Raw genomic sequence first — 6,855 nt, forward strand, 5'->3', positions numbered from 1 at the left:
TGTCTGGCGGCGGACAGTGCGCGGGTCAGTGCGTGGACGTGGTCAGGCAGTGACCGGCAGCGCACACGGCGCCGTTCTCGGCTCGTGCGTCGGAAAAGTCATGGTACGTGCGGCTCCTGTAGAGGCGGGTCACGCGGGCGCGGTGGGGCCGGGCCCGAGGACACGGCGGTTGCGGGAAGCGAGGGTGCGCGCGGCGAGGCGGGGGCTTCCTGGCGGCTTGGAATCGGGGGAAGCCCAGCACCGGCGCTCCGGACAACCGGTTTACCGGATTGCCGGTAGGTAACTAGAATCCGGCCATCACGTCAATACCGAAGTGAGGAATTCGATGGCCGAACTCGCCAGGATCACGGTCGAGCCGCGGGAGCCGCTGGCCGCCGAGGTCTCTCGTCGCCTGATCGAGTACCTGATGTCCGGCGAGGTGCAGCCCGGCGACCGCATCCCCTCCGAGCGGCAGCTCACGGAGATGCTCGGGGTCAACCGGCCCACCGTGCGGGAGGCGATCAAGTCGCTGGGCTTCCTCGGCCTGCTGGAGATCCGGCAGTCCAGCGGGACCTACTTCCGCGGCACCGACTCCGATGTGCTCTACCGGCTGTTCGAGCTGGGCCTGGTCCTCGGGGAGCGGGGTGCCCGGGACATGGTGCAGGCGCGTGCCGAGCTGGAGGTCGTCGTGGCCGGCCTGGCCGCGCAGGCGCGCGACGACGCGGGCGTCGAGCTGCTGCGGGCCCGGCTGACCGCCATGAAGGAGTGCCCGGACGAGGAGTTCCCCGAGGCGGACACCGCCTTCCATGCGGCGCTGGGGGAACTGGCCGGCAACACGGTGCTCCGGGACATGCTCAAGGGCATGCGGGCGATGATCCAGCGCGGCTGGGTGGAGCGCACGGGGGCCGTCCGCCCGCGGGAGGTGGCCTACGCCGACCATGTGCCGATCTTCGAAGCGGTCGCGGAGGGGGACGCCGACGCGGCCCGCGCGGCCATGGCCCGCCACATGGGCGGTGCCTCCCGGCGCCTGATGCAGGCCCTCGACCAGCGCGAGGAGTAGGCGGTACCGGGGCCGTCGGCGGGTGCCGGCGGCCCTTCGCCCGTCCATCTCGGGCTGACCGGGCGTCCGCCTGAGGTCGACCGCGTATCTGCCTGGAGGCTGACCGCGCATCCGCCTGAGGCCGACCGTGCACCCGCGTGAGGCCGACCGTCATTCATCTGAGGTCAACCGGTTGACCGGTTGACCGGATGGGCCTACAGTGACGGCGCAGCAACGCGACGAAACGTTGCCGTAACCCTCCCGGGCCCGCTCCGCCGCAGTTCCGTCTCCGCACCGACCGGAGCGCGCCAGGGACCGGGACCCTTGCCGGTCCCCGCCTACCGGAAGAGGAAAGAACCCCGGTGATCGAATCCCGACCCCTGGTCGCCATGATCCACGCCGTGCCGGCCGCGACCCGCATCGCCCAGGAGGCGTTCGCCCGCGAATTCCCCCGGGCCCGCGTGTGGAACGTGCTGGACGACCGCCTCCTGGACGACGCCCGCGACGCCGGCGGCCTCACCGACGCACTGCGCCGGCGCATGCTCCGCCTGATCGCCCACGTCATGGACGGCGGCGCCCAGGGCCTGCTGCTGACCTGCTCCTCCTACGGGGAGGTCGTCGACACCGCCCGCACCCTGTGGGACGTCCCCGTGCTGAAGTCCGACGAGGCCATGTTCCAGGCGGCCCTGGCCGGCCCGTACCGGCGCATCGCCGTCGTCGCCTCCACGCCGCCGGCCGTCCCCGCCGCCGTGGCCCAGCTCGAAGCGCTCGTACCGGCAGTACGGCCGGACCGCCCGGTCGACATCGTGACCGCGCTGAGCGAGGAGGCGGCCGTCGCCGGCAGTGCCGAAGCGACCGCCCGCCACCTGGCCGACGCCCTGCGAGCCGCCGGGGGCGCCGACGCCGACGTGGTGCTGCTGGCGCAGTACTCGCTGACCCCGGCACGCGAAGAGCTGGCCGCCCTGCTGGGCCTGCCCGTGCTCGACGGTGCCGGAGCCGCCGCCCGAGAACTGCGCGGCCTGCTCGTCCCCGCCGACGAGCGGACGGCCACGACCGCGGCGGTCGCGCCATGACGGCGCGCCTGCCCTGGCCGCTGGCCTACACCGTCTCCGGCGACGACTGCACGGCACCCGTGCCGCTCGGCTTCGCCGCCCCGCTCGCCGAAGCCGTCGGCCACCTGGCCGAACTGGGCTACGACGGGGTGGAGGTGCAGGTCCGCGAGACCGGCGCCCGCGCGGCCGAGGGCCTGGCACGGACCGTCGAGGCCGCCGGCCTGAAGGTCCTGGGCATCGGCACCGGACCGGTCGCGGGCCAGGACCGGCTGACGCTGACCGACCCGTCGCCGGACGTACGACGGCACGCCCTGTGCCGTCTGCGGGGCGCGGCCCGTCTCGCCGGCGAGCTGGGGGTGCCGGTCACGCTCGGCCAGACGCGCGGCAGCTTCCTGCCCGGCCTGGAGGACATGCAGCGCATCTGGGCCGCACGAGCCGTGGAGCAGCTGGCCGAGGAGGCGTCCACGCACGGCAGCCGGCTGTTGCTGGAGCCGCAGTCACGGGCCAACACCTCGCTGTGGCACACCCCCGACGAGGCCCTCGCCGTCATCGACTCGCTCGACGCTCCGGCGGGGCTGGTGCTGGACACCCACCACCTGGACGCCGAGGGCGTCGACACGGTGCGGGCCGTCACGGAGCACGCCCGCGTCACCGGCTGCCTGCAACTCGCGGCACCGGCCACGCGGGGCCCCCTGACCGTCGGTGATCCCCGGCTGCCGTCCCTGCTGCGGGCCCTGCACGCGGGTGGTTTCACCGGCTGGCTGACCCTGGAACACACCCAGGACGGCGACAGCCCCAAGGCCGCCGCCCGCTCCTGGACCGCACTCACCGACGCCGCGTCCGTCCTCGCCTGACCCCTGTCCCCCGACTCCCCCCAGGTCCACGACCCACCCGTTCTGAGAGGAACCCGCACCATGAGCACCAAGACCTACCGCCTCGGCGTCCTTGAGGGCGACGGCATCGGCCCGGAGATCGTCCCGTCCTCCATCGAGATCGCCACCGCCGCGGCGCAGGCCGCCGGCGTCTCCGTCGACTGGGTCACGCTGCCCCTCGGCGCCGCCGCCATCGAGTCCCACGGCACCCCGGTGCCCGAGGAGACCACGGACGCCCTGGCCGGCCTGGACGGCTGGTACCTCGGCCCGCACGACTCCGTCAGCTACCCCGAGCCGCACAAGTCGGCCCTCAACCCCTCGGGCACCCTGCGCAAGCACTTCCAGCTCTTCGCCAACATCCGCCCCGCCAAGAGCTTCCCCGGCGCGCAGGCCGTCTGCGACAACGCCGACCTGGTCATCGTCCGCGAGAACACCGAGGGCTTCTACGCCGACCGCAACACCTTCGCCGGCACCGGCGAGTTCATGCCCACCCCCGACACGGCGATCATGCTGGGCATCATCACCCGCGAGGCCACCGAACGCGTCGCCCGCGTCGCCTTCGACCTGGCCCGCTCGCGCCGCAAGAAGCTCACGATCGTCCACAAGGCCAACGTGCTCAAGCTGACCACCGGCCTGTTCCGCACCGTGTGCCAGGAAGTCGCCCAGGACTACCCGGACGTCGCCGTCGACGACTTCCACATCGACGCCATGACCGTCCACCTGGTCCGCCGCGCCCAGGACTTCGACGTCATCGTCACCGAGAACATGTTCGGCGACATCCTCTCCGACCTCGCCGGCGAGATCTCCGGCTCGCTGGGCACCGCCCCGTCCATCAACGCCTCCGCCACCACCGCCATGGCCCAGGCCTCCCACGGCTCCGCCCCCGACATCGCCGGGCGGAACATCGCCAACCCGGTCGCCATGATCCTCTCCGGCGCCATGCTGTTCGAGTGGCTCGCCGCGCAGCACGGCGACGAGTCCCTGGCCCAGGTCGCGAAGATCATCGAGAAGGGCGTGGCCGAGGCGATCGCCACCGGCACCTCCACCCGCGACCTCGGCGGCTCCGCCTCCACCACCGAGTTCACCGCCGCCGTCATCAAGGCCATCACCGCCGGCGCCGGCCAGAACTGACCCAACGCTCCGGGGCGGGCCCCCGACCGCCCGCCCCGGCCCCCACGCTCCGCCCGCACGCCCGAGGAGAGACCCCCGACCATGACCCTGCGCATCGGCTGCATAGCCGACGACTTCACCGGCGGCACCGACGTCGCCGCCGCCTTCCGGCGCGCCGGCCTGCGCACCGCCCTGGTCTTCGGCACCCCGGACGCCACCACCGTGCTGCCGGCGGACTGCGACGCCGCCGTCGTCGCCCTGAAGTCCCGCTCCACCCCGGCCGACGAGGCCGTCGCGGACTCCCGGGCCGCCCAGCGCTGGCTGTGGACCAAGGGCGCGGCACAGATCTACTTCAAGTACTGCTCCACCTTCGACTCCACCCCCCACGGCAACATCGGCCCGGTCACCGACGCACTTCTGGACGACGCCGGCGCCACCGTCACCCTGCACTGCCCGGCCTCCCCGCCCAACGGCCGCACCGTCTACCAGGGCCACCTCTTCGTCCACGACCAGCTGCTCTCCGACTCGCCGCTGCGCCACCACCCGCTCAACCCCATGACGGACTCCGCCCTGATCCGCCTGCTGTCCGCGCAGACCCCCCACCGGGTCGCCCTCATCGACTGGACGACCGTGCGCCGCGGGGTGGACGCCGTCCGCGACGCCCTCACCGCCCACCAGCAGGCCGGTGTACGGCACGTCATCGCCGACGCCCTCACCGACGACGACCTCGCCGTGCTGGGCGCCGCCGCCCTCGAACTGCCGGTGATCGCCGGCGCGGCCGGGCTCGCCGAAGGCATCGGACACGCCTACCCCGCCCAGGGCCCCGCCCCGGCCGAGCCGCTGCCCCGGGAGGGACGTGCCGCCGTCCTGGCCGGCAGCTGCTCGGCCCGCACCCTGGAGCAGATCGCCCACTTCTACGCCGCCGGTCTGCCCTCCCTCCACCTGGACGTCCTGGCGGCCGCCGCCGGCCGCGACGTCACCGGCGAAGCCCTCACCTGGTACGACGCCCAGGACCCCGACCGGCCCGTCCTCATCTACGCCTCCGCGTCCCCCGAGGAACTCGCCGCCGTCCAGGCCCAGCTGGGGGTGGCCGAAGCGGCGGCGCAGGTCGAGGAACTCCTCGGCGGTCTCGCCGCCCGGCTCACCGACCGCGGTGTACGCCGCCTCCTCGTCGCCGGCGGCGAGACCTCCGGCGCCGTCACCACCGCCCTCGGCGTCCGTGCCGTCCTCGTCGGGGACGAAGCCGACCCCGGTGTGCCCTGGACGCACGCCGGCACCCGCCACGGCGACCTCGCCCTGATGCTCAAGTCCGGCAACTTCGGCGCCCCCGACCTGTTCACCCGCGCCCTCGCCACCACGACGGAGGGGGCCGAGTGACCGCCTACGCCGACGAGCAGGCGGCCCGTGCGCTGATCGTGCGCACCGCCCGCTCCCTGTTCACCCGCGGCCTCACCCACGGCTCCACGGGCAACCTGTCCGTCCGCCTCGCCGACGGCAGCCTCCTGCTCACCCCCACCGGTTCGAGCCTCGGCACCGTCGAGGAGGCCGAACTGTCCCGCACCGACCTCAACGGCCGTCACCTCGACGGCCCCCGGCCCACCAAGGAGGCGTTCCTGCACGCCGCCTTCTACCGGGCCCGTCCGGGCGCCCAGGCGGTCGTGCACCTGCACTCCACCCACGCCGCCGCCGTCTCCTGCCTCGCCGACGTGAACCCGGCCGACGCCCTCCCTCCCCTCACCGCCTACTACGCCATGCGCGTCGGCGCCCTCCCGCTGCTGCCCTACCACGCCCCCGGCGACAGCAGCCTGGAACCGCTCGCCGAGCGGACGGCCCGCGGCCACCACGCCGTCCTCCTCGCCAACCACGGTCCCGTCGTCGCCGGCACGAGCCTGGAACAGGCCGCCGACGCCATCGAGGAACTGGAGGAGACCGCCAGACTCCACCTCCTCCTGAGGGGACACGCCACCCGCCCCCTCACCCCCGAGCAGGCTGCCGCGCTCGCGCCCCCATCCCCCTGACGGCCGGATGAGGAGCGGGCGCGGCAGCCCCCAGCGAACGCGGCACCCCCCCAGCGAAGGAGTCCACCATGCCCGAAACAGTCACCCCCGTCCCCACCGCCGACCTCGTCGACCGGTACGGCACCGACCTGCGCGTCTGCGACGTGCAGTTCCGCCAGTTCGGCGCGCACCGCGGCTTCGCCGGTCCCGTACGCACCGTTTCCTGCCACGAGGACAACGGCCTGCTGCGCGACCTGCTGCGTACCCCGGGCGACGGCCACGTCCTCGTCGTCGACGGAGGCGGCTCCCTGCGCACCGCCCTGGTCGGTGACCTCATCGCGGGCGCGGCCCAGGACAACGGCTGGGCCGGTCTCGTCCTGCACGGCGCCGTCCGCGACAGCGTCGCCCTCTCCGGTCTCCGGCTCGGTATCAAGGCCCTCGGCACCATCCCCCGCAAGAGCGCCAAGGACGGCGCCGGGGCCGTCGACGTCCCCGTCACCTTCGGCGGCGTCACCTTCCGTCCCGGCGACGTCCTGCACGCCGACGACGACGGCATCGCCCTCCTCCCCGACCGCACCTGACGACAGGATTGGGTAGCCAGTGCTTCTGAAAACCTTCGGCTGGTCGTTCGCGGTCACCGCGCTCGGCCTCGTCGCGGCGGTCTTCTACGGGGGGTGGACCGCCTTCGGTGTCGTGGCGATCCTTTCCGTCCTGGAGATCTCGCTGTCGTTCGACAACGCGGTGGTCAACGCCGGGATCCTGAAGAAGATGAACGCCTTCTGGCAGAAGATCTTCCTCACCATCGG

Annotated in this window: 8 protein-coding genes; all 8 read left to right on the plus strand. The window is 73.4% G+C overall.

Annotated features, from left to right (window positions below; translation table 11 throughout):
• Positions 1–325 precede the first annotated feature (325 nt).
• Positions 326–1,039: a FadR/GntR family transcriptional regulator gene (locus ACFYWQ_RS41785; RefSeq protein WP_389525544.1), complete on the plus strand. Its 714-nt coding sequence runs from the start codon at positions 326–328 to the stop codon at positions 1,037–1,039.
• Positions 1,040–1,380: 341 nt separating this feature from the next.
• Complete coding sequence (locus tag ACFYWQ_RS41790; RefSeq protein ID WP_389525546.1) at positions 1,381–2,091, plus strand: aspartate/glutamate racemase family protein; 711 nt, start codon at positions 1,381–1,383, stop codon at positions 2,089–2,091.
• Positions 2,088–2,924 carry a sugar phosphate isomerase/epimerase family protein gene (locus ACFYWQ_RS41795; protein ID WP_389525548.1) on the plus strand — a complete coding sequence of 279 codons (837 nt, stop codon included), beginning with the start codon at positions 2,088–2,090 and terminating at the stop codon, positions 2,922–2,924. The genes ACFYWQ_RS41790 and ACFYWQ_RS41795 overlap by 4 nt, the downstream gene beginning before the upstream one ends.
• Positions 2,925–2,984: 60 nt before the next feature.
• Entirely contained in the window at positions 2,985–4,073 is a 1,089-nt protein-coding gene (locus ACFYWQ_RS41800; RefSeq protein WP_389525551.1) for an isocitrate/isopropylmalate dehydrogenase family protein, read from the plus strand.
• 81 nt (positions 4,074–4,154) lie between these two features.
• Entirely contained in the window at positions 4,155–5,429 is a 1,275-nt protein-coding gene (gene otnK, locus ACFYWQ_RS41805) for a 3-oxo-tetronate kinase (RefSeq protein WP_389525554.1), read from the plus strand.
• The gene (gene otnC / locus ACFYWQ_RS41810) at positions 5,426–6,070 is read left to right on the plus strand and encodes a 3-oxo-tetronate 4-phosphate decarboxylase (protein WP_389525557.1); all 645 of its coding nucleotides are present in this window, start codon (positions 5,426–5,428) and stop codon (positions 6,068–6,070) included. The genes otnK and otnC overlap by 4 nt, the downstream gene beginning before the upstream one ends.
• Before the next feature lie 68 nt (positions 6,071–6,138).
• Positions 6,139–6,630 (plus strand): ribonuclease E activity regulator RraA, encoded by a 492-nt coding sequence (rraA, locus tag ACFYWQ_RS41815; protein ID WP_389525560.1) that lies wholly within the window; start codon positions 6,139–6,141, stop codon positions 6,628–6,630.
• Positions 6,631–6,649: 19 nt separating this feature from the next.
• Positions 6,650–6,855: DUF475 domain-containing protein (locus ACFYWQ_RS41820; RefSeq protein ID WP_389525563.1), on the plus strand; the 206-nt coding region annotated here is incomplete at its 3' end.

The sequence above is a fragment of the Streptomyces sp. NPDC003247 genome (assembly GCF_042888135.1).
GTDB lineage: Bacteria > Actinomycetota > Actinomycetes > Streptomycetales > Streptomycetaceae > Streptomyces.

Excerpts from the sequence above, each read along its gene's own strand:
- ACFYWQ_RS41785 (WP_389525544.1), top strand. The coding sequence starts at position 326 with ATGGCCGAACTCGCCAGGATCACGGTCGAGCCGCGGGAGCCGCTGGCC.
- ACFYWQ_RS41795 (WP_389525548.1), top strand. The coding sequence starts at position 2,088 with ATGACGGCGCGCCTGCCCTGGCCGCTGGCCTACACCGTCTCCGGCGAC.
- ACFYWQ_RS41800 (WP_389525551.1), top strand. The coding sequence starts at position 2,985 with ATGAGCACCAAGACCTACCGCCTCGGCGTCCTTGAGGGCGACGGCATC.
- otnK (WP_389525554.1), top strand. The coding sequence starts at position 4,155 with ATGACCCTGCGCATCGGCTGCATAGCCGACGACTTCACCGGCGGCACC.
- rraA (WP_389525560.1), top strand. The coding sequence starts at position 6,139 with ATGCCCGAAACAGTCACCCCCGTCCCCACCGCCGACCTCGTCGACCGG.